This window comes from Streptomyces sp. NPDC107522, assembly GCF_055657525.1.
In genome coordinates this window covers 52,168-78,520 of the sequence record NZ_JBVKAU010000024.1, presented here as the reverse complement: position 1 = coordinate 78,520, position 26,353 = coordinate 52,168, and the positions used below count along the sequence as shown (strand labels likewise).

Here is a 26,353-nt window from a genome sequence, read left to right as displayed (position 1 = left end):
CGTAGGCGTCTCCGCACAGTTCAAGCCGGAAGCTTCGCGTTGGAACAAGCCTTCCGCGAACGACCTTCGCCTATACGGTCAACCCATCGGATGGTCCTGGATCCAGGACAGGCCTCCCAGGTCAAGGCGCTGGCGGGTGCGGGTGACGGCGACGTAGGCCAGCCGGGCTTCGGCGTCATCGATGGGGTCAGGCGGTGGTGTGGTGTCTGTCTGGTCGCCTGTGTTGTCCTTGGGGCGGGCGAAGTCGTCGGCAATGAGGACGCGGGGCCATTCGCGTCCCTTGGCCTTGTGGGCGGTGGAGACGGTGACCTGGGCGTGCGGCTCGGGGGCAAGTTGGGCGACTGCGGCGAGGATGGCGTCGGTGCCGTGGGTGTCGACGAGGTTGACCAGGGGCTGCAGGTCGCGGCCGGCCGGGTCGTGGGCGGCGTAGTCCTGCAGATCGCTCCAGCAGGGGAAGAGGATGAGTTCGGGGTGGTGGGTGCGGCGGCCTTCCTTGAGGTCACGGGCAGCGAGAGCCAAGGCCTGCAGGCTGCCTCCTCCCCCGGCCAAGGCGACCCGGTAGCCGGCCGCCATGAGGGTCATGACCTGGGCCATGGCGCCGACGTTGGTGCGGCACAGCACGGCGTCCGGCTGGGTGACGGGGCCGAGTTCGGTGGGCACGGCAGGGGTGCCGGTCAGGCGGATCGGGGCGTCGGCGAGGTGCAGCCAGCGGTTGGCTTCCACGGCGAGGTCGGGGCCGAAGCGGAAGGACTGGGACAGGGTCAGCTGGGTGCCGTCGAAGCCGGTCATGACGTCTTTGGCGCCGCGCCATTGGTAGATGGCCTGGGCGGAGTCGCCGACCATGACCAGCTGGGCGTGATCGCGTTGGGCGAGGAAGATCTGTTCGACGACGGGGTTGGTGTCCTGGGCCTCGTCCAGGAGCAGGAAGTCGGCCTGGATGCGCGGCTGGGTGAGGGCCCAGGCCTTGAGGTAGTGGTCGTGGTCGTAGCGGATGTCTTCCGGGTGCTGCAGGTCGGCCCAGGCTTTGCGTGCGAACGGCACGATGTGGGCGGCGAGTTGGGCGTGGAGTTCGGTGTCGTCCAGGCCGCGCAGGCGTGGGACGTGATGGCGGGTGATGGCCTCGTCGGCGGTGTGGCAGAAGCGGGTGACGGTGCGCAGGGTGGCGTTGGAGAGCGCTTTTGGGGTGACTTCGCGGTCTCCGATGCGGAGGGCTTTGGTGATGCCGAGGGCCTGTCCGGTCTGCCAGGCCGGGCGGCGGGGTGCGTTCAGGCGGCGGGCGTAGCGGTGGCCGATGGCTGCGTAGGCGAGTGCGTGGGCGGTCTTGCACTGGACGGTGGCCGGGAAGCGGGTGCGTGCGTCCTGGGCGATGGCGCGGTTGTAGGCGAGGTAGCGGCCGCGGCGGGTGGTGGCGTGGGCGAGCAGGGTGAGGGTGGTGGTTTTTCCGGTGCCGGCGCCTGCCTGCAGGGCGAGGTGGTCGCCTGACTGGAAGGCGTCAGCGGCTGCTGTCTGTTCGTCGGTCGGGTTCACAGCGCGGGTCCTTTCAGGGAGCGGGTGAGGGCGTGCCCGACAGCGGCCAGCAGGTGGGCGGGAGTGGTCCCGGCGAGGAGCTGGCGCACGGCGTGGGCGAGCCGGTCGGCCTCGCGGTCGGCATGTTCGGCCAGATCTCGGTGGAGGGCTTCTCCCAGGGAGCGTTCGGGGGTCAGGCCCGCGCGGCTGGCGTCGCGTTGGAGGGCGGTGTGGATGTCGGGTGGGAGGGCGACGTTGAGCAGCATGTGGCCGTACGCGTCCGGGTAATGGGTGGTGATCACATCGATGGGCAGCTGGCTGGTGAGGCGTCGACGCAGACGATGGATGGCGCGTTCGGGGGTCTTGGCGCTCGCGAGTGCCATGAGGCGGGTGGCGTCGTGGCTGGCGGCGAGTGGCCAGGCGGTGGCGGCATGGCGGAGTTCGTACGTCGTCAGTGGCCGGGTCAGCATGATTTCCAGGGCGTGGTGAGGCATGGTCACCGACCTCCGCCCCGGCGGGTTTCATGGTGGGGCGCGTTGGGACGGATGTGTGCCGCATGCGCGAGGGGGTGTAAGGGCTGCCATCCGGCCAGGGTGAGGTCGGCGGCGCCGGGAGTGACGGCGTGTTGCGGGCAGCGCTGGGCGCGCCAGCGCAGTTGTTCGCTGTAGGGGAGGTGACCGAGGTCGTAGACGGCCATCAGGACGTCGGGCAGGGCGAGTTGTCCGCGGCGGGATCCGCTGGGCAGCAGTTTCCAGATGCCAGCTGGTGCGGTGGGGGCGAGGACCGGGTAGGTGCAGCGGTGGCGGTGGCGGGTCTGGGCGACGCAGCGGAGGTGTTCGACCGGGCTCGCGGCGAGGTAGCGGCACAGCAGCATCTGCACGACAGGACGGGTGGGGTTGTCGGCGCCTGTGGCCGGTGCGTTGGTGAGAGTCGGGTCGGAGGTGAAGGCACCGGCGTCGGTCAGGCGGCGGGTGCGGACGGCGAGCTGGCGGCGGAGCGCTTCGAGGTAGGGGCTGTTCCGGCACAGAGGGGTGCGGCGTGGGCAGAGCACGGCGTGCGGGATGCGGCACCAGGGTCTGCCGTCGCCGTGCGGGTAGGCGATGCCGCCGGCCAGGTGCCAGCGGCAGGGTTCGGGAACCTGCGGCATGGCCAGTTCGGTGGGGTGCAGGGCGATGGGCCGCTGGTCGGCGCGCTGGTAGAGGTCGATGCGGTTGCCGCACTGGCGGCAGCGGCTGCTGTGGCCGGCGCGCAGCAGGCGGCTGGGGCTGGCGCCTGCCAGGTGCAGGGGGCAGGGGCTGCCGTCCCAGTGCTGGCCGGCGGGGGTGGGCGTGGAGCACATGGCCGGGACCGTGCCAGCTGGCACACGGCGCTACGCAACGCGGTAGGGCTCGGGTCCCCTGATCAGCGCAAGGCCACCGAACAGGCGACCTTATAGACGATATTGCGTTCGATGTCTGCTCGCCGGATCGGGTGATCTGCCTGATTGCCCGGGCGAGAGTGCCGAGGCGTCAGGAGCCCTGTGTGCCGGGTGGCGTGTGGTCGTCGCAGAGGGCACCGAGGAGGTGCTCGATGGGCACGTCGAAGGCGTGGGCGAGGGCGTGCCAGGTGGTGACGGTGCCGGCGGTGTGGCCGTGTTCGAGGTCGATGAGGGTGCGCCGGGCCAGGCCGCTACGGCCTGCGAGTTCATCGAAGGTCCAGCCGCGTTCGACCCTCAGGCGCGCGAGGTTCACACTCAGCGCGGTGAGGTCGGGGTCGGGCGGCAAGATCGTCACTCCACCATCCGACGGTGCAGAGACCTGCCCTGTCAGTGCAGATATCTGCACTATTTGTCTGAGAGTTAGAACGCCCGATCAAGGTGCAGGACTCTGCACTACCGTGCGTCTGCCCGGCTTCTGCCGCCGGGTCACCGACCACCTCGGGCACGGACACGCGGGAGGACGAGCAGCCCATGAGGCTCGCCGGCACGTACGCAGCAGTGCGACGCATCTGGACAGTGGAACTGCGTCCGCGACCGGGCGGCCCCGCACTCGTCTGCCCCACCTGCACCGCCCATACGTCTTCGCTCCCGGGACCCTCCGCACGGTCGGCCGTCCTGGCCCATCTCGCCTGTCACGCCCGCGCCGACGCGCTGCCTGCCCATCTGCGCAGCTGCCAGTGCCAGGCGCGGGGCTGCCGGTGGCATCCGCGTCACCGCGGCTGCGCAGGGCCGGTGCTACTCGCCCTCACCCGCGATCGCAGCGGCCGTACCTGGCGGCTGGCCGACACCTGCGCGGCCTGCGCCGCGGCGACCAGCAACACCGCCGTCGTACCCGACACCCTGTCCGGCTCCAGCCGGCCGCCCGTCTCCCCCTGTCCGCCTGCGCCCGCGCACCGATTCGAGGCCGGTCTTCAGGAACGGGTGCGGGTGCGGGAGATGCTCACCTACCTCGGCGCCGCGCTGCCTCGGTTCACTTCCCCCGCGGCCCGGCTGCTGGCCCTGCAGTGCGCGCTGCGTACGGACGTCTGCGGTCATGTCCGGCTGTCCGCAGGCCTGTTGCGGGGGATGCGCCTGCACGGGAACCGAGAGTTGTGGCTGGAGCTGGCCCATGCCGACTGGCTTGCGCTGCCGGACTTCCGTGCGCTGCCCACACAGGTGCGGCTGCTCGATGCCGCGGTGTTGGACCAGGCACCCGGCCGTCGCGCCCGCTGCCGCGCCGCCGACTGGGCACTGCGGCCCACGCCGTTGATCCTGCCGGCCGCAGCGCCCGCACTGCGGCTGACGGCCCTCGCGCTGGCAGCACACACCAGTGCCCGCACGGAACACAGCACCGACATGGACACCCTCACCCGCCTGTGCGGGCACTCCCCTCCGCAGACCGTCGACCTCCTCGACCGACTGGTAGCCACACGCACTCTGCAGACATGGCAGCACAATCGGGAGACCGACGAGGTGGTCTGGCAACTGCCCCAGCCGCAGGCCCAGTCACGTATCGCCGTACTGCCCCGCCGACACCAGGCATCAAAATTGTGAGACTGTCTCAAGAGTAAGAAGACACGACCTGACACGAACAACCAGCACTGTTTGTCCGTACCATCTGTACACCGAGGCATCTTGCGGCACTTGCAGCACTTCCTGCCGGGCCGCCTAGACCTCGCCCAAGAGGGCCTTCACTTCAATGTGGTGCAGCCCCGCAGGACGTTCAACCGCCGAGGAAGGCCAGCCCCATGCCCGAGACAACGGCTCCCGCCACCGAACTGACATCCCACTACGTCGCCCAGGTGACCGGCGACCTCGAACGCAATGTGAAAGAGCAGGAACGTATCACCGCGGAGATCGCCTCCCTGCAAGAGCAGCTGGCCGCGGTGCAGCACGACCACACGGTGCTGGTGAACGTGCAGCAGGCGCTCGGTATCACCCAGGCGCCGGCCCAGCCCGAAGCAGAGGCCGAGAGCGCCGCGGTCCCCTCGCCCCGTCAGAAGACCGGCACCGCGCGCGGCGGGAAGCGAAAGGTCCCGAAGTCCACCGCCGCACCGAAGAAGGCAGCAGCCAAGAAGCCCCTTGCCAAACCGGCGGATGCCGCTAAGGCGGCTCAGCCGACTCTGGTCGAGCTCATCCGTCGCCACCTCTTGGAGCTGAAGGAACCGCGCTCGGCTGCGGAGATCTCTGCCGCGCTCGGCCAGGCCCACCCCGAGCGCCAGTTCGCGGACAAGGTCGTGCGGGTCACGCTCGAAGGGCTCGTGGCCAAGAGCCAGGCGGAGCGCACCAAGCAAGGAAGGTCCGTCTTCTACACCGCTCCCAAGTCAGCAACTGCTCCTGAGGCCGAGGCACAGCACGCCGAGACTGAACGCTGACAGCTCCGCGTGAAGGGGCAGTTGCCTTCGGTTCGGTCAGCGGGGGCGCCAGGTGCGGACCTCGAGGTGGATGATCTGGGCGTCCGGGCGGATGCGTCCGGTCTCGACCAGCCACTGGTGTACGGCGGCGGTGACATCACCGCCTGCGGCATCGACGCGGCGGGCGAAGTCGGCGGCGTCGAAGCCGCCGGTCTGCGCGGATCCGTAGGAGCGTTCCTCGGTGTGGTCTGCCCGCTGGATGACCTCGCGCCGGATCCCGGGTGAGTCACTGCGGCTGCCGGAGGGGTGCACGTAGCCGGTCTTGGCGAGGCGGACGGTGAAGGCCAGGCGCAGTCCCAGGCGGGCGGCTTCCGCGATCAGGGGACGCAGGCGGGCGGAGCCGGAGGCGATGGCCTGGGCGCTGACGCGGCCGGTGCCGGATCCGGTCGGGGTGATCAGGACGGCCTTGGTGCGGACCCGGGCGCGGGCACCGGAGGCAGTGGTGCGCCGGTGGGTGTGGCGGGCGGCGATGGCGGCGAGTTCGGGCAGATCGGTAATGCCGCCGGTCTCGACGGCGGCCAGGACCTGCCGGAGGGCAGGGACGAAGGCGGCACCCTTGTGCTTGGTGTAGAACTGCGAGACCAGGGACGGGTCGCGGTTGATGATGCGGGCGATGTCGCGTTTGGTGTAGCCGGCCTGCTGGAGCCGGTCGGCCAACTGCGCCGCTTCGTTCAACTCTCTGTGTTGTCCTGACTGGTTGCGGCGTCGGGGTGGCATCAAGCCTCCCGCTCAGCGGTGAGGGCCGCGCGTCCGGTATCCCTCAGGCTGAGGAGTTCTTCTTCGGTGGTGGGGGCAGTGAGGGGGCCGATGAGGTGGCCGCGTAGGAGGTAGTCGCCGGGCTGGTGGTGGTAGGGCCAGGCTTGGGGTTGGGTGAGGTAGAGGGCGTCGGTGCGGAAGGCGACCACGGTGCCGGGTTCGGTGTGCAGGGCTCCTGCGTAGGTGTCGTCGTCGCGGTGGCGCTGGGTGAGCAAGGCGGCGCGGGCGCCGGACCAGATCGCGGCGGCCCATTCGGGGTGGGCGTTGGGGTCGCGGGCGAAGCCGGTGGGCTTCTGCCAGGTGATCAGTTCGTCGTCGAAGCCGATGATTTCGGCATCTGGCGGTACGTCGCGTTCCAAGTTTCGGGGTGTGGTGCCGGTGACCATGCGGGGGCGCTGGGCGAACGCGCCGATGCCGTACAGGAGGATGGAGCGCACCGCGCGGGAGGCGAGGTGGGCGGCCCGGGCTTGCTGGGCGTCGCCCTGGAAGTGGGCCTGGGCGGAGAGGTTGGCCCAGGTCTCCTTGAGTTTCTTGGCCCAGTCGTCGAGGGGTTTGCCGTCGTCCCACAGAATGCCGTCGAGGATCTCGATCTTCCACGGATGGATGGGGTTGGTCAGGGCGGTGTGGATTTCGGGTCCGCCGGCCCAGGTGGTGAAGGTGGTGCCGGGGGCGGCCGGGTAGTGCCAGGCGCGGTCTCCGGGGGCGGGCGCCGGGAGGAGACCGACATGATTCCAGGTGTCGGGGACCGTCACGCGGACCTGCCAGTGCCCGCACCCGTACAGGGCGCGCATCTGCTCCTTTTCCGACCAGGTGGAGAAGGTGTGGGCGGTGATGCGGCGAGGGGTGCCGACCGGGGACTTCCAGGTGTGCTTGGCGTAGGCGAAGGTCCGGTCGTACTCCACGAGTTGGGGCAGCTGATCCTTCACCCGGGGCGGGGTGATGAGTTCGTTGCGGCCCTGGCCTGCGGTGGCGTGCAGCAGGCCGCGCAGCTCTTCGGACAGCACGGGGAAACCGTCGGCGTACTGGCCACGCTGCGGGATGGTGCGGGTCCACAGGTCGCGGCCGGTCTGTGAGGGCGAGCCCATGACGACGGCATCGCTCCAGTGGCGGCGCAGGGCCTGCCATAGCAGCACGAATGCGTCGCGGACCGTTGCGGGGTCGTCGCCGTCGACGTCGAACCACTCCCCCACCGAGCGGATCTCCACGTGCTGTTCGCTGTTGTCGCGCTGGTAGCGGCCGACGGGGTTGCGGGCGTGGACGAAGTGTCCGGCCATCCGGTCGCCGCCGCGGCCGGTGTCGGTGCGCCAGCCGGGGGTGGGGGCGTTCAGCCAGGCGGCGACGGCGTCGCGCAGGTAGGGGTAGCGGCCGGTGTCGCGGTGCCAGGGGTCGCCAGCGGTGATGTAGATCCGTTCCACGCCTTCGGGGACCGCGTGGAAGACAGCCGTGAGGATGTCCGCGGCTGACCTGTCGGCGAGGTCGAGGTGGTGTGTCTGGTTGCGGTGGACCAGGACGCCGGTGGTGGTGTCCAGGAAGACGGTGGAGCGGGCCTGCTGGGTGAAGTTGGGCCGGGTGGAGGCAAGTCCGGAGGTGTGAGCAAACCAGCTGTCCCCGTGGGTGCCCTCGGGAATGGAGGGCAGGTCCCGCGGCGTCTCGGAGGCTGCAGCCTGCCCTGGGGCAGTGGCTTCGGCCGGGTCGGGGCGTGCGGGCGCGGGGGTCATTGTGGGAGCGGCTGCTGCGTGCTGGGGCGGGGCGGGTGTGGATCCGACGATGTCCGCCCCGGGGGCTGCGGATGGCTCTGGTGCCTGCGGTTGGGGGTCGTCGACGGCAAGGCTGTCGGGGGCCAGTCCCGGGACGAGTGCGACGACGTCGGCCACACTCAGACCGGCTGCGGGGGCAATCCGCTGTGCCGTCGCCTTCTCATGGGCGGCCAACTGCACGATCCGCTTGTCCCGGTCCGCTTCCTGCTTCGCCAGCGCGGCCCGGGCCTTCTTGATCTGGTCCCGCACAGCGCGCAGATCGGCCAGCGCGGCGTTGTAGCTCTTTGCGTCCATCGGGCGTTCCTTGTCCGGACGTTCAGCGGGCGGTGGTGTGGGTGGTGACGTAGGCGATGGCGCCGCCCGAGTGGGAGGCGAGCCGGGTGCCCAGCAGCAGCTCGGCGAGCTGGCGGTCGCCGTTGCGGGTGGAGGTGATCGAGATGTGGGGGGTGGTCAGGTCGTTGACGTAGCCGGCCAGGCGGGCGTCGGGGAAAGCATGACGGCCCTCTGTGTTCCTCTCCCACCTCTCGAGCCCGGTCAGTACCGCCACCACATAGCCGGACAACGTAACCGGCAGGACTCCCCCGGCCGCGACACTCGCCGCGTCGCACCGCCACCAGCCGCGCAGCGCCTTGAGTAGATCCTCAGGTGGAAGGGAGGCGGCGAATCCGAGCCAGGAGCGCTCCGGTTCATCGGTCCTGCGGGCTGTGTCGACCCGCAGGACGGCGATTTCCCTGCCCGGAAGTTGATCGATCGGCGCCTGCTTACGGTCCTGCAGGGCCTGGACCACTTCGAGCGGGATCATGACGCGCACGCCGCGGCGGGACAGGCCCGGCAGCAGGCCGGCAGAGATGAGCCGCCGGAAGGTGGTGATCGCGCATCCGAGCTCCGCCGCGGCCTGCCCGGTCGTCAGCAACACCCTCAACCACCCCCCTCATCCCTGATCCGATATCTGATTTGGCATGTAATTTACTGGGCGCGTGACAGGACGTCAAACTCCGAACCTGCGGGCAGGAATGCGCTGGACCGATCCGCCGGCTGCCGACGCTGCTCTTCCAAGAAGTCTCTGCGGCAGTTCGATTTCGACGCCAACCAGAACATCGACCCGGGCGTGATCCACACCCTCGCGTCCTGTGAATGGGTACTGCTGCCGCAGGATGGCGCAATCCTGATCACTGAGCCCTCACCTGCCTCTAGGGTTAACTCCCCTACTGGCAAAGGTGATTGGCCTGCTCGGCGGCGGCGCGGCCGGTGTCCGCGGGCCCGGTGCAAGGGGAGGCAGGCAGGGTGTCTGACGCGTTGGAGGTTGTCCACCGGGTCGAGGACGGCAGCAGGAGCATCACGGTTTCGGCGGCGCAGGCGGGGGCTGTCCCGCTGACGAGCCGCGGCGAGGTGTGGCGGCCGGTGCGGCATCCCTCTCAGCGCAGCATTGCCACCTGGTGGTGGGCGGCCACGACAGGCAAGCATGTGGGCTGCCGGTCGATGCATGTGCTGGCGGTCGCCATGCTGCTGGACTTCGATCCATCGGTCACGGATACACCGCCTGGCCGGCGAAGATCAAATGGCGGGCACAGGGCCGCGAGCGCAGTGTGGTGCCGGACTTCTTCGTCCGCACTCGCCAGGGGGCCACGGTCGTCGTGGTCTGTCCCCCGGTGAGCGGGCCTAGTCCGCGTTGGCAGGGCCAGCAGCAGGTGCTGCGCCAGGCCTGCCAGGAGGCGGGCTGGGAGCTGGGCATGCCGCGGATTCCCACGCCGATGGCGCTGGCGAATCTGCGGTGGGTCTCCCGCTACCGGCATCCGCGGTTCGGTGACCGTGAGGTCGAGCAGGCCTTGAAGGCCGCCTTCCGCACGCCGCGTCCCCTGCAGGAGGGGATACGGGCCACCGGGCTGCCGCGGCTGTCGACGCTGCCGCGCCTGTATCACCTGCTGTGGCGGCAGGAGCTGGCCATGGAGTGGAACCGGGCGATGGAGCCCGCCAGCGTGATCGGTGTATCGGGCCGCATGCCGTCGGCGATGCGCCGTCCGGTGGAGGCGGACGCGGCATGACCGAGGTGCTTATGCAACGGCCGCAGGCGACCGGAGTGGCGCCGCGCGGCATTGTGGCGCCCGGCGACCGGCTGAGGTGGATGGGCAACACCTACACCGTGTCGGCACTGTCGGGCATGTCGGTGCATCTGGTGCCCGCGCCGGGCAGTGCAACGCCGCCGGTCGCGGTGGGCATTCAGTTCCTGGCTGCTGCCACCGACTTCGCTGTGCTCGACGAGACGGGGCTGCCGCTGCCGGCTGATCCATTTCCGGACTGGGCCATGTTGGAGGGCGTCAGCGCCGAGTGTGCCCGGGATGCGCGGATCTGGCGGCGTCATGTCATCGAGGTCGACACGGGTCTGCTGCCTGGTGCCGAGGAGGGTAGCAAGCCGCGCGACGGCTACGACCCGGCCCGGTTCACGCTGGTCGAGCGTTATCAGCGCAAGGCCGCCGAAATGAGCGCCGTGCTGGACTGGAAGGTGTCGTGGAAGACGGTCCAGCGCAAGCGGCTGGCCTTCAGGAAGGACGACATCTGGGGGCTGGTCGACAAGCGGTGCACCCGTAAGAGCAGTCTGCACGGGCGTACTGACGGGCGGGTTGTGGACCTGCTGCTGGCGTTGCACGAGCGCCAGGCGAGGGAGCAGGCTGCCACTGACGCGCGCACGCTGTTCAAGGATCTGCGGCGGGCGGCGAGGGTGGTGCTGGGTGCCGGGGTGAAGGTGCCGGCTGACCCGACGCTGTATGCGTTGCTGAGGCGGCTGGGGATCGATGCGATGAAGCTGCGGGATCCCACCCGCAGTCGCAGGGACCGCCTCAACCGTCCGGCGCCGCCGTTCGGGGTGACCACCGCTACGGCGCCGGGTGAGCTCGTGCAGGTCGATTCCACGGCGCTGGACGTGAAGGTGCTGGGCGATGACGGGCGCCCCACGCAGGTGGAGCTGACGGCGGCCTTCGATGTGCACACGCGCAGCATCATCGCGGCTGTGCTGCGGGCCAAGACCCTCAAAAGGCGCAGGAGGACTCGGCAGCAGACCAGGGCCTTGCTCAGCACCACCACCAGCGTGGGCCGGGCCACCAAGGCGGTGGATGCCTCCCTGCTGCTGGCGCTGTGCATGGTGCCCGCACCGATGCGGCCCGGCTTCGATGCGGCCGCGTCCGCGGCCCGTTCGGACCTGCCGTATGAGGAGTTGCTTGAAGTCGACGCGCGGATGGAGCACGCCGCGGCCCGGCCGGTGATCATGCCGGAGACGATTGTGATCGACCACGGTACGGTTTTCGCCGGGCAGACCTTCTTCGACGCGTGCTCCTACCTCGGTATCTCGGTGCGCCCGGCGCGCAAGCGCACGCCGACTGACAAGGCGATGGTCGAGCGGACCTTTGAGTCGATCAAGTCGCTGTTCAGCCAGCACGTCAACTCCTATACCGGGCGGGACTTCAGCCGGCGCGGCAAGGAAATCGATCCCGATCGGCTGTGGACGCTGCAGGAACTGGACGACCTGCTGCAGCAGTGGATCGCGGTCGGCTGGCAGAACCGGCCGCACGAGGAGCTGCGCAGCCCCTACGAGCCGAACCTGCCGCCGCTGACGCCGAACCAGATGTACGCCGCGAGCGTGCAGGCCGCCGGTTACCTGCCGATCCCGCTGGGCGCCGAGGACTACCTGGAGCTGCTGCCCACCGCCTGGGTCGGCGTGCGCGATGAAGGGATCCGGTTCAAATACCGCACCTATGAGAACTACAAGGGAGAACTCGGCGAGGGGATCCGCAACACGCCATCCGGGCTGAAGGGCAAGAAGCGCGACGGGTGGGAGCTGCGCTACAACCCCTACACCCCAGAGCAGGTATGGCTGAGGGACCACCGGTCCGGCAAGTGGATCACCGCAGTGTTCAAGCACCAGCACCTCATCGGCGCGCCCTGGACGCAGCACCTGTGGGAGACGGCCACCGCGGAGCACGTGGCGCGCGGCGGCCGTCACGAGGACGACGAGAACATCGCCCAGGTTCTGGCCGAGCTGCTGGAGCGGGCCGGTCGGGGCCCGGACGAATCCGGCGTGGTGAGCGTGCCCGACGGCTGGGGGCCCATGCCCGGGCTGGCACCCGCACTCGGGCCGGCCGAGCCAGGCAGCTTCGATCCGTTCGCCGGCGCGGACAAGCTCGACCTGGACGCGCTGGGGCCGCTGACGGTGATGGAACTCGACGAGCAGAGCCTGTACGCCCCCGACGCCCCCTCCCTCCCGGAAGAGGCCGGCCTGGGCCCTGCGGCCGGTGAGGACGGTCCTGGCCGTGCCGAGGCCGACGCCACCTGGCTCCTGGCAAGCCTGGACGACCTGGAGGACGGCCTTGACGCCGCTGCGCGCCTGCTGCTGGACCTCCCAGAAGCCGATCCCCCACAGGAGGACGCGTGATGATGGAGCTGCCGGACATCCAGGACGACGACATCCGTCTGCTGGTCGACTCCCCCGCCCCCACACCGGTCTTCACCCCACCCCGGCCGCTGTGGCTCAACACCCTGACCAACTGGCGCACCTTCGCCGCGCTGGACCGCACCCGGCCAGACCTGGCGGACAGCCCGCCGACCGGCACGAAGGTCGCCGACAACGACCTGCGGCTGCGTTATCACGCCCTGATGCCGACCATTCCCACGCCCGCCATCGGCAAGGCCCTGCTCACCGTCCACGAACACCTGCTGTCCAACCGGGAAAGGGAGCACGGCAAGACCGGCGTCATCATCGAGGGCCCACGTGGCACCGGCAAGACCGAGATCCTGCAGTACATCGGCCGCCACTACGAAAACAAGATCGCCCGCCTGTACGAGCCGGACGAGAACCGCATCCCGGTGATCGCTCTGAGGGTGCCGCCGCTGTCCCGCGGCGGGCGGCGGAACTGGCCAGCCGCCTTCGCCTCGTTCCTCGGCCTCAAACACGACGGCGGCACCGAGGCCACCCGCTCCATCTGCCATGTAATGCGCACCAGCTCCACCCTGCTGATCCTGATCGACGGCATCGAACAGCTACGGGCCGGCGCAGACGCCGAAGAGACGTTCACCTACCTGGAAGACATCAGTGAAAGCACCGGCGCCACCTTCGTCTTCGCCGGACGAGCCGCCCGTTCCATCGTCGACCCCCTCACCCGTGACCGGGAGACTGCCCTGGCCGACAACGAGGAGATCTGGGGCGACTACGCGAGCTTGCGCACCAGCCGGATCGGCTACGACGAGGACGGCCGCAAGCTGTTCGCGAAGATCGTCCGCAAGTTCGACAAGAACCTGTGCCTGTACCACCACCAGCCGGACGACCTGACCAGCCTGCACGAGTACCTGCACCGTCGCAGCAAGGGCTACCTGCGGGCCCTTTCCCAGCTGGTCAGCCAAGGCGCCCAGAAAGCGATCTGGACCAAGAAGGAGCGCATCACCGAGGAACTGCTTGAATCCCTGGCCATCGGCCGCAGCCGCACCATCTGACACCGCTCGAAACCACCCGGGCACAAAGCCAGGGCGCGGGCACTGTTCACAGTCCGCCTATCAAGGAAGAACCGCCGTGGAGTACGACGATGTCGGAGAGGACGAGGACACCGGTGTGACGAAGGTGACCGTCCGAGTCCTGCTGGGCACCCGCCTCGCCCTGACGAGCGGCCTGGAACGACACCAGGCTTGGACGCAGCACCTGAAGGCACACCATCGGGCGCAACTGAAGGTGCTGACACCCGCGGAGCGGGACAGCCTGCGGGCCGACCAGCGCCAAGCCCTGCATGTCCTGCGCAGCCGCGGCGATCTCCTGGGCCAGAGGGATCTTCTCATTGCCTTCGGGATCCGCCAGGAACTCCGGGGCCGAGGCTGGGACCGCTCCTGGACCGGCGTGGACTGGGAGGAGATGCCCATGGGGCTTCTGCCCGGTGCCATCGGCAACAGTTACCCCGAAAGCCTGTCCCTGCGCCTGCCGGCCACCCTCGTGGAACAGGTCCATGCCGGATGCTGGTCCTCCTCAAAGGAGTCCATCCGCCGACTCCAGCAAGGGCGGCCCGACTACACCGCCGCCGTCCTGCAGTCGCGCGCCAAGCCGCGGGAGGAAACCACAGCGGAGTACGAACGCCTGGCCGCCGCCTCAACGCCGCCGCCGGTCACGGCTCTTGCGCCGCGTTGACGGGCCGGTACGCCAGCTTCTGCAGGGCCTCCTTGAAAGCGTCGAAGTCGCCGATCAGGTCGCGTGGCTCCTCATCGAGAGTGAAGGTGTGACGCACCGTACGGAGTTGGCTTTTGAGATCCTCGGCTTCCAGGGAGTTGTCGAGCGCGGCGTCGATGTCTTCGAGTAGCAGGATGGCTTGCTCGCGTGTCGCGCCGGTGGGGTGGTCCTGGAGGAAGGAGCTCCTGAGCCGCTTGAGCTTGGATGTGGTGCGCTCGGTTGCGATTTCGCGCAGGGCCTTGCGCTGTCGGCTGCCGAGTTGGCTGAACAGGGTGCGGAAATTACGATCCAGGTCGGTGATGGCGTCGGCAAGGGCGTCCTCCTCGTGGGTGAGGACGTCGAGGATGTTTCTGGCGAGGCCCACCTTGTCCAGGTGGAATCCGTCCAGCTTGCGCGCGGCGGCGTTTTCCAGCGCGTCATGGGTGCCCTCGTCACCGTCGAACACCACATCGCCCGCCTGCAGGTCGCTGAGCTTCTCGGCGTCGTCTGGGGGAAGGAAGACGGTGGCGTAGCGCTTGACCGCGGCGACCCCGACCTCCAAGGGGATGAGGTCCTCGATGGCCACCACGCCGTGCGGGCGAGGACTGGTGAGGTGCTGGGCGGGCAGCTCGTTGAGCTGCAGCACGAAGTCGTCGTCGATCAGCGGTTTTCCGTGGGGACCGCGGCGTAGTTTCTTGCGTGCGTCGTCACCAGAGCGGTCACCGTCGAGGAGGACGATGACGGCTGGCCGGTCGACGTCGCGTCCTCGCGCGAGATACACGAGGTAGGGGACGTGGGGTGCGGAGCCCGCCGGAACGAGGGTGAGCGTGTTGAGGTCGAGGTGCTCCAGTTGGGACGTCTTCAGGCGGCGCAGCCGTGCCGACATGCCGGCCAGCAGGATCTGGTCGGACATCCCCTCGCACATGAGATTGCAGTTGCTGATGAAGGTCGTCTCTCCGACGAAGCTGCCGAAGGCTGATCTCAGCGGCTCGTAGTGGTTGCGGGAGGCGTTGCGAACGACGCGGGTGCCTTCGTCACCTTCTCCCTTTTCGAGGACCCGAATGCGTTCGCCGTGGTTTTTGTCGATGAGGAAGGGTGAGTGCGTCACGTACACGACCTGGCAGGACAGTCGGTCGGGGTCGGCCGGGTAGGCGAAGTCTTCGAAGATGCGCAGCAGGTCTTGCTGACCGCTGCCGGAGAGGTAGGCGTCGGGCTCGTCCATCAGCAGCACCTCGCCCTGTCCGGACGCGGAGGGCTCGTGGGCCAGGTACTGGATGAAGTAGCTGAGGAAGTACTTCAGTCCGTGGCTACGTTCGTCGGCTGAGTACTCGGTGCCGGTACGGTCCTTGATGGTGAAGACGAGGTCTTGGTCGCGCAGGGTCATCTGAAGCTGGAACTGGTTGTCCTGGGTCCACCACTTGGGGAAGTTCAGCGACTGGGCCAGCTGCCGGTTCATGCGCTCGACGATCCCGTTGGCAAAGCCCTCCTTGCCCTCCTCGACGGCCATGAGGAGTTCCTGGAACGCCGTGCGGTCGATCTTCGCGACCTTCAGCAGGAGCTGGTCGGCCAAGGCGAGTTGTTTGTCGTGATCCTCGTCGGGTTGGTTCGCGGTGGAGAACGCCGACGTCAGGTTCGGCACAGCCGTGGCGAGTTGCTCGGCGGTGGTGAAGGAGTCGGCGTTGTCGAATATCGCCCGGAAGAAGGTGCGTCGGGCGGTGCGGGACCTGGTTCGCAGGGTGCTCTGCCGACCGGCCAGATGCTCAACGGGCACGCTCTGGGGCAGCGCGGTGTGGGCGTCTATCTCGAACCAGCGTGGCAGGATGTCCTCCAACGGCCCGCTGTCCTCGACGGGGTACTCGCTCCAGCCGCTGTCCTCGGGCAGGTAGACAACGGGCTGGCCCGCGCCGATGCGGAACATCAGGAACCTGTCGAAGTCGTCGCCGTCTTCCCTCCCGCAGGCCTGGAGCACAGCGTCGCGCTCGCTGGGCTGCAGGTGATCGAACCGCAGGCCGAAGTCGGGGTAAGCCATGGACTTGTTCACCGCGAAGAACTGCGAGTAGCGGCAGAAGTCGCCTCGTTCGATGTGCCGTCCGGTCAGCGCGCGCTGGATGGCGGCCAGGAGCTGGCTTTTGCCGGATTCGTTGGCGCCGACGACGGTAGTGACGCCTTCCTCGATGGGCACCTTGACGAACGGGTATTTGAGGTCGTCACTGTCCAGGACGTCCCAGGGGTCCGGGTCGAAGGTGTCGCTGGCCTTGCGGAGGTAGTCGAAGTTGAACGAGCGGAAGAAGCGGATGTAGACAGCGGAAATGAACATGGCGGCCCCCGGGTCCCGGCTCATGGTGCGAGGCAGGCGGCCATGCTACGGGCGGGGACTGACAGTTAGAGGGACAGTCGTCGTCAGGAGCAGAACAGGCGCTGCCCGTTGCGGGTGTGCTAGGCGGTCTCCTGCGCGTGCGTCGCTACGGCTCTTCGGGGGCTTCTGGTGTGTTCCAGGCCATGCGGAGGATGTCGAGCGCGGCGCGTTCTTCGTCGGTGAGTTCGTTGGGGGTGCGGCGGATGTGGTCGATCCAGGAGCCGAGCCGGAACGGGCCGATCCAGTCGGTTTCGGTGTGCCGGCGGGGGACGTCGAGGTGGCCTTCGCGGGCCAGGTAGCTGGAGGCGGCGACGAGGCCGCGGCGGAAGATGCGGCCTCGTTCGGTGCCGAATGCCTCGGGGTGGATGCTTTCGACGTGCGGGGTGACGCCGATGTCGATCAGGAGTTTGGCTTGCTCGACGCTGAGCGTGGTGAAGGTGTTGCGCTGGCGGCTGAGCCATTGGCCCAGCTTGAATCCGTCCGGAGTGGTGAAGGAGCCGGGGAGGTCCGGGCTGCCGCCGGTTTCCATGTGGGCTTTGGCGCGGGCGTGGGCGCGTCGCCAGGTCAGCGGCCAGCTGGGGTTCCACCAGCGGTCGAGGGCGGTGAGCTGGTCGGCATGTTCCTTGGGGAGGGTGTGGGCATTGTCCTTCCTGCGGCATTCGGCAAGCCAGGCGCCGATGGGGTGGCCGCCCAGTTCGGCGTCGGTGGGTGCGGCCAGGTGTCCGTGGGCGGCGGCGTAGGCGCGGGCGTGGTCAAGCATGCGGGTGAAAGTGTGTGCGGGGGTGCTCCACAGCATGCCGAGGGCGTCGAGGGCGTCGGTGTGTTCGCTGGGCAGGCGGTCGGCAAGGTGGCGAAGGCGCTGGTTGCTGATCCACTCCCCCAGGGCGAAGCCGGTGTCGTCACGGTAGGCGTGGGGGACGTCGAGGTGGTGGTGGGTGTGGTGGTAGCGGGTGGCTGAGGCCAGGCCGTCGTTCCAGGAGCCGGTGGCGGGCAGGGTGATCTCAAGGCCGAGGGCGAGGGCGACCTGCAGGGCGCGTTCGGCGCGGTTGTAGTGGACGGCCCGGCGCGGTCCGCCGCCCAGGGAGCGGCTGCGGCGGGGCATGGCGATGTGGTCGAGGAAGCTGTCGTCGTGGGCCCTGAGGGCCTGGAGGATGGTGTAGATGCCTTCGAACTGCGAGTCGTGCAGGGCCTGTTCGGTGGCCTGTCCGTCGGGCAGGTAGACGGGCAGCACGAGGGTGGCCTTCTTGCCGCTGCTGCCGGGAACCAGGCGCAGGGCACGGCCGATGGCCTGGATGGCATCGACGACGCTGTTGCGGGCTCCGGCGAAGACCACGGAGTCGATGGCGGGGATGTCGATACCTTCGGCCAGGACACGGACGTTGCTCAGGACGGCGCACCCGTCGGCGTCCTGGAAGGCGGACAGGTGGCTGCGGCGCTCGTCGACGCGCTGCGTCCCGTCGACCCAGAAGGCCCTCAGGTCCGGCCGTTTGAGCTGCGCGGCGGTATGGGGCAGGTCCTGAGAGAACGCTTCGGCTGCCGCGACACGGTTGTGGAAGACCAAAACGCGCTGCAGGTCGTGGTCGGTGATGGCGCGCAGGACGGCCACCTGCAGTGCGGCCGCGCGCAGGCCGCCGTTGTGCGGATCGAGGTGGGGCTTGCGGGTGAGGATGGCGTGCAGTTGTTTGTCGCCGACCACGGGCATCACGACCTGGTAGTCGGCAAGGAGTCCGCGTTCGATCGCATCGGACATGCCCAGGCGGTAGACGTGGGGGCCGAAGATGTCGCGGCGGTCCATGGTGGCGGTGGGGGCGCCGTCCCACCCGCCGGCGGTGAAGATGCGGGGCGTGGCGGTCATGTACAGGCGCAGCCGGGCGGGGATGGCGTGGTCGTCGTGGATGGCTCCCCAGCCCTCTTGGGTGCTGATGCAGGTTCGGTGGGCCTCGTCCACGACGATGAGGTCCCAGGCCGGCAACTGGTCGCTGCGGTGGGCTTGCTGCAGTCCTGGCAGAGACGCGTAGGTGACGAAGACCGTGACGGGGCCGTCCTGCTCGGCGACGATGCCGGGCAGGTCTGCCGGGCGTTTGACCATGCGGGCGGTGCTCCGGGGCAGGCCGCTGCGGGTCTGGCTCATCGAGGACAGGCCCGCCATGAGGCCGGCGCGGCCGCCTTCGCACCAGCGCCGGATGGTCTGGGTCAACAGTTCCAGGGTGGGCACGGCCACCAGGACGCGGCCTGCCGGGGCGATGTGGCGGGCGGTCGCCGCGGCGGTGAGCGTCTTGCCGGTGCCGCAGGCGGAGACGACGGTCGCGCGGCGTTCCCCTCCCTCGAAAGCACCGGTGATGGCTTCGAGGGCTTCTTGCTGATGCGGGCGCAGCACGAGGGACATGACCGGCAGCTTCTCCTAGCGGGGGAATTCTGGATCACGGGAAACGTAGTGGATCATCGAGACGGTGCTCGTCAATTCCGGCCAGAATGCAGGGAGTTGGCGGGTCATGCCGTTATGGGTGCGTTCGGGTTGAGGAGAGATGGGCAGCACGTTGGATCGGGGTTCGCTGGGGTCTTTCGGGGGCGGGGACGGGGCGAGCGGGGTGCGTCCGCTGCCGCGGCGGCTGCGGTTCATCGCGGAGGAGTCCACGAATTCGTTCGTGCACCGGCTGGCGGAGACCAACGGACTCGATCCCGGCGAGCTGCTGTCGATGCTGGGTGCCGGTGACGCGCCCATTCCCGAGCCGCAGTTCAGCGAAGTGCACCTGAACACGGCCGCGCACGGCATGCTGGCCGCTCTGGCGGGATGCCGCATCGATGTCCTGGCGTTCGTGCTGCCCACGCTGCGGGTGCATCCGCTGCCCGATCCGGCCGGTGCGCCGCCTCGCTGGGACGTCCCCAATCCCTGGGAGCCGTCAGGTGACTGCCTGGTGCGTGTGTGTGACCTGTGTGCGCTGGCCAAGGGGGCGCGCCGGGACGCGTATGCGGTGTCGGCGGCCGGCTGGAGGGTGTGCGCCCGTCACCGGCGCTGGACGGACAACCTGCGAGAGGACGGGGTGACCTGCATCCCGCTCGCCGCTGTCCCGGACGTTCTCGCCGCTCACCGGGAGCGGGTGCGGCTCGAGCGGCGGCTGGGCGCCGGCGGGCGCATCGCGTTCGCGGACGCGTTCCACATCGCCGTCTTCTGGTGGAATCAGGACGCCCAGGTGCCCCGCGGGTGGGCGGAGCGCCACCTGCAGCTCGGCCTCAGGGAGGGCAGCGACCGGCGGGTGGCTGCTTTGGTGGCCTACCCGGAAGTCGTCCAGCTTGCCCGCGTTCTGGCGGCGCGGGAGCGCCGGCGGCTGCGGGGCAGCTGGTCGCATGCTCAGAACACCGACTGGCTGCGGGGCGTGCAGAGCCTGTTCTCGTCGTGGGGGCTGCGGGGCAGTTTCCCGATGGAGCCGGTGCTGCAGTGGGCGGCCCTGCATTCCGGACGGACGGTCACATCCGGGCCGGGGCCCGCGCGGGGCCGCTATCGCCGGCTGGGTGCGTCGGGCCCCCACCCGCAGATGACCGGCACCGCGGCGCTGGAGGCCGTCACCTGCCTGCCCTGGCGGCTAGGCGAGGTCGAAGAGGAGCCGGCCCATCGGTGGAGCGTGCGCAGCCGTTTTTGAGGATGCCGCGGCCGCGTGCGGTGGGTTCGGGCTGCGGGAATGTTCAGATGCCGAAGCCGATGTGGGAGACCTGCCGGTAGGCGCCGTGGTCGGAGCCGAGGCTGTCCGAGATGGAGTTCCAGGCGTCGTCCAGGGCTTGCTGGTCACCCGTGTTCCAGGCGTCCACGACGCGTCGCCAGTCGGTGCGGACATTGATCGTGCGGATGTTCAGCTCACGGCGCCGGTTGGGAGCGACCTGCTGCTGGTCGACCGGATAGATCTCGATCCGTGTGCCGCGACCGCCGTCCCACAGGCGCTGCTTGTAGTAGCCGACGAGGTTGTGGCGGCGGCAGGCCCAGAACGCCCGGTCGATCTTTTCCAGATTGGCTGGCAGCGGGCGCTGCCGTGCCGATCTCCAGCGGGCCATGGTCCGCTCGGTCACGGTGATCTGAGCCAGCCGTAGCCAGGCAAGTCCCTGCTCGTCCCAGGCCAGGTAGCGCAGGCGGATGGCCAGGCCCCTCGGATCGCCGACCGGTGGCAGCGTGTTGATGCCCGCCCGCTCGTCGAGCTGACGCGCCAGGGCGAGGCCGCCGGATACACCGGCGGCCCCGTAGTGCCCGTACCCCGCCACCGGCCGCACCGGGGGCGGGGGAAGCGTTCCGCTAGTCGGGAGATTCACAGGTGCCATGGTCGGCTCTTCCGTCTTTCTGCCGTGTCTTCGCGACATGTAAAGAAGCATGTCGCGGCCGCGTTGTGGATCACCATAGAAGACGGCAGGCAGCAGGCACTGCAGGTCCCCTCGGGGGCAACTCCCCTGTGCACAGTCCGAGATGAGGTAGGCCGGACACATTCCGGCGCCTACCGCTCCTCCTCCCGTCCCTGCCTGGGTCCCGTACCGAGCCAGGCACCGTACAGCCCGCCCATGGCGACGACGACGATCGCCAGGGACTCCGGGGCCACGCCGATGAGGAGCAGGATGATGACGGTCGCCAGCACGGCGACGAAAGCGAACAGGTCGGTCACCCGCTTGGGGCGTTGCATGGGTCCTCCGTAGGTCGTCACGGACGGTCCCTCCGTCCGTGCCGCCAGGTTGAACTGCCGAAGCATTGTCCTCACCTCGCGATCACGAAGGCACTGACCGGGCGCGGCTGCCTGGTGGACAATGGCCGTTGTCCACGGACAACGCACTGCGGAGGGGCATGAGCACGCAGGATTCACCCAGCGGGCGCGGGGCGCCCGCGCCCCGGCCGGGCCGCAAGTTCGGCCCGCTGCGCAACCGTTCCCAGGAGTACGACACCCTGGCTCGCTTCCTGCGAAACCGGGTGGAGGAGTCGGGGCTCACGGTGGCCGACCTGGTCGGCCCGACCGGACTGGGGAAGTCCGCGGTCAGCGAGCGGCTGGCGGGCGCCAAGCTCGATGAAAAGTTCGTGGACGCCGTGGTCCTGGCCTGTACCGAGGTCCCCGAACTCCTGCCCCGGCGGGCCCGCTTACGGTCCGATGCCGCGCGGCTGCTGCGCATTGCCAAGGAGCGGAACACCCCGGTACCCGACCTGACCCGGCACTCTCCCGCCGTGCGGAACACGGCGATGGCCGCCATGGAGACCGCGCAGCGAGCCCAGGAGGAACTCCTGGATGTGCACCGGGAGTTGCGGCGCAGGAGTGATGAGGTCGAAGCCCTCGCCCGGATCCAGCACCAGTCCCAGCTGGCGCTGAACGAGGCGACGACGCTCGCGTCAGCGCTGTCCACGTGGGTGATCGTGCTCGCCAACGAGGTTGAACAGCTCACCTTGGACAGGGAGCTGTCGATGACCGCTCAGCCGTCCGACCTGCCCCGGCTGATGGCCGTGGACGCCGAGCTGGCAGGAGCCGTCTATCGGCGGGAGCGCACAGCGGCGACTCTCGCGCGAACCGACCTGGACCGGCAGCTCGCCACCAGTCTGCTGGCGGAGGCGGTCATCCGCACCCGGCAGGTGCGTCAGGAGATGCGGCACCTGCGGGCCGCGGCAGCACTGCCCGCCACACACGGCACACCTGCCGAGACGCCGGCTCCACCGGACGAGGGGTTGCTTCCGCCCGGCCTGCTGGGTGACGACATCGACGCGGCGCTGGAGCGGGCCGAGACGGTCAGCCGCCGGATCGCCGAGCGTCTGAGCGGGGCCCTGACCGCCCTGGATCCGGGCGCCGAGACCCTGCCGCTGCCCGACCACCCGGCCGCGGACAACACGGACAATGCTGTGACCAGCGCGGACGCTGCGGACAACACACGGCTGTGGGTCCGGGTGAGCGACGCAGACACCACGGTGTTCCTCTGGGCCGAGCGGACGGCCGAGGGGATGCTGAGCGACCGGGACCCGCTCGATGCCCGCTTCGCCGAGGTTGCACGGACCCGGCCGCCCCGGGACGTCCTCCTGCTGGCCGACCGCCTTGAGCAGCACCGGTGGCTGGAAGGAGCGACTCGGCTGCGACTGACGCTGGCGCGGTCGCTGGATGCCCGGGAACTAGGACCAGTGATCCTCGCAGTGCTTGATGCGAAGGACTCCGAGTACCGTGCCCGGCAAGGGGTGCAGATGCTGCACGCGGCCCTGTGGGACCGGTCTGTGTCGGACATCGTGGCCCTGAACGAGTCCATGCATCTCGAGGACGGAGTGAGGTTCCCGGCCGTGCGCACGGCGTTCCGCGTCCTGGCCAAGCGACGGCCCTACGACGACGTTCTTGCCATGCTGAAGGAATTGCTGGGACACGGGGCCCGCGGCCTGCATACAGGCATGCTGTTCGAAGCCTGCGTCCAGTACCGCACGCCCACCGAGGTAGCAGACCTGGTCGCCGAGCTCAGGGCCGTGGACGACGTGATCGGGTTCGTTGTCTTCACCGCCCTTCGTGTGCCGCCCGTCGGCCATACGGAGTTGCTGGTGCGGCTGCGGAGGGTTCTGGAGCCCGTCCATTTCGGGGAAATGCTTCCGACCCTGTACCGGGAGCCGACCAGTGACCTCGCCGGCCACATCGCCGAACTGCACCAGCCGTGGCCAGACGGTCTCGACGCCGCAGCCCGAGAACTACGCGACGACGTCATGCCCTTGATCATCCGCGGGGCGTCACTCGACACCCTGGCCGCGATCGAGACGCGGCTGCAGCGCCACGGCCTGTCCGCCGACGGCATCTTCGGCCCGTACGCCGACCTCTTCCCCCAGTTTCAGTCGGGTGCCGACTAGGCCGGGGACTGTCAAACGAGTGGTGTAACTGGGTAGTTGGGGTTACTGACGGGCCGCTGAGAGGCGGCCGTCGAAGGTGATGTCGAAGGCGTTCAGCGCGGTCTTCCAGCGCATGGTCCAGCGGGCCTGGCCCTTGCGGGTGGGGTCGAGGAACATGATCGCCATGTAGACGCACTTCAACGCGGCTTGCTCGTTGGGGAAGTGCCCGCGGGCTTTCACCGCCCGACGGATCCATGCGTTAACCGACTCGATCGCATTCGTCGTGCAGACGATGCGGCGTATCTCGGTGTCGAACCGCAGGAATGGGGTGAACTCTTCCCAGGCGTTCTCCCAGAGTTTCACGATCGCCGGATACTTGCGGCCCCAGACATCGGCGAACTCGGCGAACCGCTCCAGGGCGGCCTCCTCGTTCGGGGCGGTGTAGACGGGCTTGAGAAGCTTGGCGATCTTGTCCCAGTCCTGGCGGGCGGCATAGCGGAAGGAGTTCCGCAGCAGATGCACCACGCAGGTCTGCACGATCGTCTTGGGCCAGACGGTCTCGACCGCTTCGGGCAGGCACTTGAACCCGTCGCAGACCAGCATGAGGAGGTCGCTGACGCCGCGGTTCTTGATCTCGGTGAGGATGTGCAGCCAGTGCTTGGCGCCCTCGCCGCCGTCGCCGGCCCACAGCCCCAGGATCTCCCGCCGACCCTCGGTGGTGACGGCCAGGGCGACATAGACGGGCCGGTTTGCCACCGCGCCGTCACGGATCTTCACGTGGATGGCGTCGATGAAGACGACCGGATAGACGGCGTCGAGGGGTCGGCTCTGCCATTCGGCCATGCCCTCGAGGACTTTGTCGGTGATGGTGGAGATGGTCTGGCGGGAGACGTCGGCGCCGTAGACCTCGGCCAGGTGGGCCTGGACCTCGCCGGTGGTCAGGCCCTTCGCGGCCAGCGAGATGACCATCTCGTCGACGCCAGTCAGGCGCTTCTGCCGCTTCTTGACTACCTTCGGTTCGAAGGAGCCGTCGCGGTCGCGGGGCACGGTTATCTCCACCGGGCCGACGTCGGTCAGGACGGTCTTGGAGCGTTTGCCGTTGCGGGAGTTGCCGCCGTTCTTCCCGGCCGCATCGTGCTTGTCATATCCGAGGTGGTCGGTGATCTCGCCTTCCAGAGCGGACTCCAGCAGCCGCTTGGTCAGTTGCTGCAGCAGCCCGCCCTCGCCGGTCAGCTGCAGGCCCTCGGCCTGGGCCCGGCCCACCAGCTCGTCGATCAACTGATCGTCCACGGCCTTCGCCGACGCAGCCTTCGTGGGCTCCACGGTCTCGGACTCGGACACGTTCTCACTGGTCATCGATGCATCTTCCATGATCGGGAGTTACACCGAACGTCTTACAGTCCCGTTCTCAAGACAGTGCAGCGGAGTGGAAGGGTGAAGTATCCGGGCCGGTCCAGGACTTGAGCCTGTGGCACGCGGGACCTGGACCTCATGACGCTCACCTGTTGTCCACGGGAGAGTCAGTGGACGGCCGCGGGTGAGCGCGTGGCCGACACAGAGTCTCCAGGACAAGACAGAAGGAGAAGGTCTCATGGCAGTGGCCAATGCGGTGGAACTGTCCGGATACATCACGGCGATGGCAGCATCGGCTCGGGCCGCCCAGGCAGTGCTGTCCGCAGGCACCGATCCGATGACGGTGCGGGAGTTCAAGTTCAAGGTGAACATCAGCGCCGACTTCAACATCAACAGCCAGACGGATGTCGGGCTGAACATCTGGGTGCTGTCGATCAAGGAGAAGCTGACCATCGACTACAAGAGCCACTGGGGCCTGGAGGTCGACTGCACTATCGTCCCGACCTTCGCAACGGTGTAACTGGGGCGGCTGTGGCTTCGGAATTCCTTCCGCTCGATCAAGTGATCGAGATCGTGCATCGTGCGGTGCTTTCGGCCGGCGGTGGTCTCGAACAACGGCCAGGCGGCACACCGTTCGTGCTCGGGGAATGCAGTGCTGCTCTGTCCCTGGAGCTGCGAACCGACGGGCGGCGGGCTGAGGCGCGCTTCCCCTCCATCGAGGAGCAGGTTCCGCCCGAGTACGTGTCGCAGATCCGGCTCACCTTCCGAGCCGGGGTTCGCCTCGACGACGGCTGACGGAAGCAGAAAGCAGGCATGACAGTGCAGATACTCCTGGTGGGACTGCGGGGGCCAGGCGGATTCCTGCGCGCCGACAGCGCTCCCCTGAGTGAGAGCGATGCTCAGCAGCAGCTGGCGGCTGTGGCGGATGCCAAGAAGGCCGGTCCCGACACGATGTTGCAACTTCCGTGGCTGGTCGTCGCATCCGGCGACGTCGTCTTCGGACGCCTGATCCCGATGGCCACCCCGTGACGACAAAAGCAGTACAGGGTGCCCGGCCGTCGAAGCCGGGCACCCTTCTGCGTCGTGCGGGGGCGGGCGGGGCGCCGAACCCACCCCCCGATGGGGCTCGGCGTCCCGCGTGAGAAGAGGATGCGCCCGCAAGTGGAGGACGCGCAGAGGCAGCGGTCCCAAGGGTCCTGGGAGGTTGGCCCGGGGCAGTCGGGACGGGTGCCTCGGGCGCCCCGACGGCCGATCGCACAGCGGCGGCCGGTCGGCGGCCACCGCCCGCTGCCGACGGCGCTGCTGCTTCACAGTCGACTGACAGGTGTCACACCGTGCCGGACACTGGGGCTGCGCCCTCTCCACCGCGCCTGTCCGTCGCTTTTGCCATGGGGGCTGACTGGCCTAGTCGCTGGGCAACTCCCTGTGGGGGCCTCCACCGACAACCTGTCCTCACACAACAGCCTGTCCTCCCGGCCTGGCTGGAGGACACCCCAGAATCCGACACGTCTTCGTTCCCGTCGGCGCCTGCTGGCTGAACCGCCAGGAAGGCTGGTGGCGCATCTTCCGCAAGGCCGCTCTCGCCGGCCAGTCCTTCGCCGGACCACCGAGATCGAACAAGCCACCCGTCTCGCAACAGCCCCGCTCAACGCCCGAGCCCGGCCCTGGATATGGGGAAGACCCGTACCACCAACTCGCCGCCTACGACGCCGATATGTGTACGTCCTTTGAGGAATCCGGCACTAGGCCTGTCCCGGCCGGGCCGGGCGGAGTTC

At 68.8% G+C, this 26,353-nt stretch carries 23 protein-coding genes and 1 pseudogene; 12 read left to right on the top strand and 12 right to left on the bottom strand.

Annotated elements, in window-relative coordinates:
* Positions 1 to 78 precede the first annotated feature (78 nt).
* The 4 genes from ACZ7L6_RS40435 to ACZ7L6_RS40420 all read right to left on the bottom strand — a co-directional run bounded on the left by ACZ7L6_RS40435 (position 79) and on the right by ACZ7L6_RS40420 (position 3,278).
* Positions 79 to 1,527, bottom strand: coding sequence for a UvrD-helicase domain-containing protein (locus ACZ7L6_RS40435; RefSeq protein ID WP_471933005.1), 1,449 nt, complete (start codon positions 1,525 to 1,527; stop codon positions 79 to 81).
* Positions 1,524 to 2,006, bottom strand: a complete 483-nt coding sequence (locus tag ACZ7L6_RS40430) for a hypothetical protein (RefSeq protein ID WP_471933003.1) — start codon at positions 2,004 to 2,006, stop codon at positions 1,524 to 1,526. The genes ACZ7L6_RS40435 and ACZ7L6_RS40430 overlap by 4 nt, the downstream gene beginning before the upstream one ends.
* Positions 2,003 to 2,845 carry a DUF6083 domain-containing protein gene (locus ACZ7L6_RS40425; protein ID WP_471933001.1) on the bottom strand — a complete coding sequence of 281 codons (843 nt, stop codon included), beginning with the start codon at positions 2,843 to 2,845 and terminating at the stop codon, positions 2,003 to 2,005. The genes ACZ7L6_RS40430 and ACZ7L6_RS40425 overlap by 4 nt, the downstream gene beginning before the upstream one ends.
* Positions 2,846 to 3,014: 169 nt before the next feature.
* A complete protein-coding gene (locus ACZ7L6_RS40420; protein WP_471932999.1) occupies positions 3,015 to 3,278 on the bottom strand; it encodes a helix-turn-helix domain-containing protein in 264 nt (87 codons plus the stop codon).
* 437 nt (positions 3,279 to 3,715) lie between these two features.
* On the opposite strand from ACZ7L6_RS40420, the gene ACZ7L6_RS40415 reads away from it, so the two are divergent.
* Together ACZ7L6_RS40415 and ACZ7L6_RS40410 are read left to right on the top strand one after the other, a co-directional pair.
* Positions 3,716 to 4,516 (top strand): hypothetical protein, encoded by an 801-nt coding sequence (locus ACZ7L6_RS40415; RefSeq protein WP_471932997.1) that lies wholly within the window; start codon positions 3,716 to 3,718, stop codon positions 4,514 to 4,516.
* Between the two features lie 194 nt (positions 4,517 to 4,710).
* Complete coding sequence (locus ACZ7L6_RS40410) at positions 4,711 to 5,337, top strand: hypothetical protein (protein ID WP_471932995.1); 627 nt, start codon at positions 4,711 to 4,713, stop codon at positions 5,335 to 5,337.
* Positions 5,338 to 5,373: 36 nt separating this feature from the next.
* Here ACZ7L6_RS40410 and ACZ7L6_RS40405 read toward each other — a convergent pair whose 3' ends face one another.
* The 3 genes from ACZ7L6_RS40405 to ACZ7L6_RS40395 are packed head-to-tail and all read right to left on the bottom strand — an operon-like array spanning position 5,374 to position 8,805.
* Complete coding sequence (locus tag ACZ7L6_RS40405) at positions 5,374 to 6,093, bottom strand: helix-turn-helix domain containing protein (protein ID WP_471932993.1); 720 nt, start codon at positions 6,091 to 6,093, stop codon at positions 5,374 to 5,376.
* Complete coding sequence (locus ACZ7L6_RS40400; RefSeq protein ID WP_471932991.1) at positions 6,093 to 8,183, bottom strand: hypothetical protein; 2,091 nt, start codon at positions 8,181 to 8,183, stop codon at positions 6,093 to 6,095. Before ACZ7L6_RS40400 ends, ACZ7L6_RS40405 begins: the two co-directional genes overlap by 1 nt.
* Before the next feature lie 22 nt (positions 8,184 to 8,205).
* Positions 8,206 to 8,805: a helix-turn-helix domain-containing protein gene (locus ACZ7L6_RS40395; protein WP_471932989.1), complete on the bottom strand. Its 600-nt coding sequence runs from the start codon at positions 8,803 to 8,805 to the stop codon at positions 8,206 to 8,208.
* A 138-nt stretch (positions 8,806 to 8,943) separates the two neighbouring features.
* On the opposite strand from ACZ7L6_RS40395, the pseudogene ACZ7L6_RS40390 reads away from it, so the two are divergent.
* From ACZ7L6_RS40390 to ACZ7L6_RS40370, 5 genes and pseudogenes are all read left to right on the top strand, one after another.
* Positions 8,944 to 9,030 (top strand): annotated as a pseudogene (locus ACZ7L6_RS40390) (IS21-like element helper ATPase IstB); the annotation flags it as partial.
* A gap of 250 nt (positions 9,031 to 9,280) precedes the next feature.
* On the top strand, positions 9,281 to 9,931 hold the full coding sequence (locus tag ACZ7L6_RS40385; protein ID WP_471932987.1) for a TnsA-like heteromeric transposase endonuclease subunit: 651 nt from the start codon (positions 9,281 to 9,283) through the stop codon (positions 9,929 to 9,931).
* On the top strand, positions 9,928 to 12,312 hold the full coding sequence (locus ACZ7L6_RS40380) for an integrase (RefSeq protein ID WP_471932985.1): 2,385 nt from the start codon (positions 9,928 to 9,930) through the stop codon (positions 12,310 to 12,312). Before ACZ7L6_RS40385 ends, ACZ7L6_RS40380 begins: the two co-directional genes overlap by 4 nt.
* Positions 12,312 to 13,367 (top strand): AAA family ATPase, encoded by a 1,056-nt coding sequence (locus tag ACZ7L6_RS40375; RefSeq protein ID WP_471932984.1) that lies wholly within the window; start codon positions 12,312 to 12,314, stop codon positions 13,365 to 13,367. Before ACZ7L6_RS40380 ends, ACZ7L6_RS40375 begins: the two co-directional genes overlap by 1 nt.
* A 76-nt stretch (positions 13,368 to 13,443) precedes the next feature.
* Positions 13,444 to 14,046, top strand: coding sequence for a hypothetical protein (locus ACZ7L6_RS40370; RefSeq protein WP_471932982.1), 603 nt, complete (start codon positions 13,444 to 13,446; stop codon positions 14,044 to 14,046).
* Here ACZ7L6_RS40370 and ACZ7L6_RS40365 read toward each other — a convergent pair.
* Entirely contained in the window at positions 14,024 to 16,381 is a 2,358-nt protein-coding gene (locus ACZ7L6_RS40365) for an AAA family ATPase (protein WP_471932981.1), read from the bottom strand. The two genes, ACZ7L6_RS40370 and ACZ7L6_RS40365, sit on opposite strands and share 23 nt — an antisense overlap.
* Before the next feature lie 145 nt (positions 16,382 to 16,526).
* The gene (locus ACZ7L6_RS40360) at positions 16,527 to 18,806 is read right to left on the bottom strand and encodes a helicase associated domain-containing protein (RefSeq protein ID WP_471932979.1); all 2,280 of its coding nucleotides are present in this window, start codon (positions 18,804 to 18,806) and stop codon (positions 16,527 to 16,529) included.
* A 139-nt stretch (positions 18,807 to 18,945) separates the two neighbouring features.
* Here ACZ7L6_RS40360 and ACZ7L6_RS40355 point away from each other — a divergent pair, with 139 nt between their 5' ends.
* Positions 18,946 to 20,058 (top strand): TniQ family protein, encoded by a 1,113-nt coding sequence (locus ACZ7L6_RS40355; RefSeq protein WP_471932978.1) that lies wholly within the window; start codon positions 18,946 to 18,948, stop codon positions 20,056 to 20,058.
* Positions 20,059 to 20,101: 43 nt separating this feature from the next.
* Here the strand turns inward: ACZ7L6_RS40355 and ACZ7L6_RS40350 are convergent, their stop codons facing one another.
* Both ACZ7L6_RS40350 and ACZ7L6_RS40345 read right to left on the bottom strand, forming a co-directional pair.
* A complete protein-coding gene (locus ACZ7L6_RS40350) occupies positions 20,102 to 20,716 on the bottom strand; it encodes a transcriptional regulator (protein WP_471932976.1) in 615 nt (204 codons plus the stop codon).
* A gap of 179 nt (positions 20,717 to 20,895) precedes the next feature.
* A complete protein-coding gene (locus tag ACZ7L6_RS40345) occupies positions 20,896 to 21,078 on the bottom strand; it encodes a hypothetical protein (RefSeq protein WP_471932974.1) in 183 nt (60 codons plus the stop codon).
* A 158-nt stretch (positions 21,079 to 21,236) separates the two neighbouring features.
* Between ACZ7L6_RS40345 and ACZ7L6_RS40340 the strand changes: the two genes are divergently transcribed.
* The gene (locus ACZ7L6_RS40340) at positions 21,237 to 23,246 is read left to right on the top strand and encodes a hypothetical protein (RefSeq protein ID WP_471932973.1); all 2,010 of its coding nucleotides are present in this window, start codon (positions 21,237 to 21,239) and stop codon (positions 23,244 to 23,246) included.
* A gap of 42 nt (positions 23,247 to 23,288) precedes the next feature.
* Here the strand turns inward: ACZ7L6_RS40340 and ACZ7L6_RS40335 are convergent, their stop codons facing one another.
* Positions 23,289 to 24,581 (bottom strand): IS256 family transposase, encoded by a 1,293-nt coding sequence (locus ACZ7L6_RS40335; RefSeq protein WP_471932971.1) that lies wholly within the window; start codon positions 24,579 to 24,581, stop codon positions 23,289 to 23,291.
* 235 nt (positions 24,582 to 24,816) lie between these two features.
* On the opposite strand from ACZ7L6_RS40335, the gene ACZ7L6_RS40330 reads away from it, so the two are divergent.
* The 3 genes from ACZ7L6_RS40330 to ACZ7L6_RS40320 are packed head-to-tail and all read left to right on the top strand — an operon-like array spanning position 24,817 to position 25,607.
* Positions 24,817 to 25,098, top strand: a complete 282-nt coding sequence (locus ACZ7L6_RS40330) for a hypothetical protein (RefSeq protein ID WP_471932969.1) — start codon at positions 24,817 to 24,819, stop codon at positions 25,096 to 25,098.
* A 41-nt stretch (positions 25,099 to 25,139) separates the two neighbouring features.
* Complete coding sequence (locus tag ACZ7L6_RS40325; RefSeq protein ID WP_471932968.1) at positions 25,140 to 25,373, top strand: hypothetical protein; 234 nt, start codon at positions 25,140 to 25,142, stop codon at positions 25,371 to 25,373.
* Between the two features lie 18 nt (positions 25,374 to 25,391).
* The gene (locus ACZ7L6_RS40320; protein WP_471932966.1) at positions 25,392 to 25,607 is read left to right on the top strand and encodes a hypothetical protein; all 216 of its coding nucleotides are present in this window, start codon (positions 25,392 to 25,394) and stop codon (positions 25,605 to 25,607) included.
* Positions 25,608 to 26,353 lie beyond the last annotated feature (746 nt).

Coding starts and splice junctions, on each gene's coding strand:
- ACZ7L6_RS40425 (WP_471933001.1), bottom strand. CDS start 2,845: ATGTGCTCCACGCCCACCCCCGCCGGCCAGCACTGGGACGGCAGCCCC.
- ACZ7L6_RS40410 (WP_471932995.1), top strand. CDS start 4,711: ATGCCCGAGACAACGGCTCCCGCCACCGAACTGACATCCCACTACGTC.
- ACZ7L6_RS40405 (WP_471932993.1), bottom strand. CDS start 6,093: ATGCCACCCCGACGCCGCAACCAGTCAGGACAACACAGAGAGTTGAAC.
- ACZ7L6_RS40400 (WP_471932991.1), bottom strand. CDS start 8,183: ATGGACGCAAAGAGCTACAACGCCGCGCTGGCCGATCTGCGCGCTGTG.
- ACZ7L6_RS40380 (WP_471932985.1), top strand. CDS start 9,928: ATGACCGAGGTGCTTATGCAACGGCCGCAGGCGACCGGAGTGGCGCCG.
- ACZ7L6_RS40375 (WP_471932984.1), top strand. CDS start 12,312: ATGATGGAGCTGCCGGACATCCAGGACGACGACATCCGTCTGCTGGTC.
- ACZ7L6_RS40365 (WP_471932981.1), bottom strand. CDS start 16,381: ATGTTCATTTCCGCTGTCTACATCCGCTTCTTCCGCTCGTTCAACTTC.
- ACZ7L6_RS40360 (WP_471932979.1), bottom strand. CDS start 18,806: ATGTCCCTCGTGCTGCGCCCGCATCAGCAAGAAGCCCTCGAAGCCATC.
- ACZ7L6_RS40355 (WP_471932978.1), top strand. CDS start 18,946: ATGGGCAGCACGTTGGATCGGGGTTCGCTGGGGTCTTTCGGGGGCGGG.
- ACZ7L6_RS40345 (WP_471932974.1), bottom strand. CDS start 21,078: ATGCAACGCCCCAAGCGGGTGACCGACCTGTTCGCTTTCGTCGCCGTG.
- ACZ7L6_RS40340 (WP_471932973.1), top strand. CDS start 21,237: ATGAGCACGCAGGATTCACCCAGCGGGCGCGGGGCGCCCGCGCCCCGG.
- ACZ7L6_RS40335 (WP_471932971.1), bottom strand. CDS start 24,581: ATGACCAGTGAGAACGTGTCCGAGTCCGAGACCGTGGAGCCCACGAAG.
- ACZ7L6_RS40330 (WP_471932969.1), top strand. CDS start 24,817: ATGGCAGTGGCCAATGCGGTGGAACTGTCCGGATACATCACGGCGATG.
- ACZ7L6_RS40320 (WP_471932966.1), top strand. CDS start 25,392: ATGACAGTGCAGATACTCCTGGTGGGACTGCGGGGGCCAGGCGGATTC.